Here is a 663-nt window from a genome sequence, read left to right as displayed (position 1 = left end):
CTGAATTAGAAGTCAGTGTTAATTCACCGGAGTTTCCAGCTGAATGGATTGACTGGAGATACTGCTCTCTTGCGATCTTAGCTTGCTTTGAAGCTTCTTCCTTGTTGGCGGTTTGTTTTTTGATTCTCTTGTAAGTATTCATATAGATTCTTTGCCCCTCTGCGAGGACGGGATCTTTGCGACGCTCCCTTTGGCGCTCCCTTTGGCGCTCCTTTTGGCGCTCCTTTTGGCGCTCCTTTTGTCGCCCTGCGAAAGTGGGATCTTTGCGGAGCTTCCTTAGACGCTCCTTTTCGCGCTCTGCGAAAGCGGGATCTTTGCGAAGCTCCCTTTGGTACTCCCTTTGGTACTCCCTTTGGTACTCCCTTTGGCGCTCTGCGAAAGCGGGATCTTTGCGACGCTCCCTTTGGTACTCCCTTTGGTACTCCCTTTGGCGCTCTGCGAAAGCGGGATCTTTGTAACGCTCCCTTTTGTACTCCCTGTGGTACTGCCTTTCGCGTTCTGCGAAAGCGGGATCTTTGCGACGCTCCCTTTGGTAGTTCCTTCGGCGCTCCAATCGTGAGGCTTTGTTGTCAGTTATTTTTTTAGATGGGTTTGAAACAGACTTACTACCCAGGTTATCAGCTTGAATTATCGGACTGATTTGCTCCATCACGTTAGGATACT

Annotated in this window: 1 protein-coding gene; it reads right to left on the bottom strand. The window is 49.9% G+C overall.

The features are described from left to right. Positions 1-663 (bottom strand): hypothetical protein (locus J7438_RS26760; RefSeq protein ID WP_503003952.1); only part of this gene is annotated, 663 nt, incomplete at both ends.

This window comes from Thalassotalea sp. G20_0 (assembly GCF_017744175.1).
Lineage (GTDB): Bacteria > Pseudomonadota > Gammaproteobacteria > Pseudomonadales > Endozoicomonadaceae > Endozoicomonas.
Note: the sequence above shows the minus strand (reverse complement) of the source record. Positions and strands in the feature narration are given on the sequence as shown.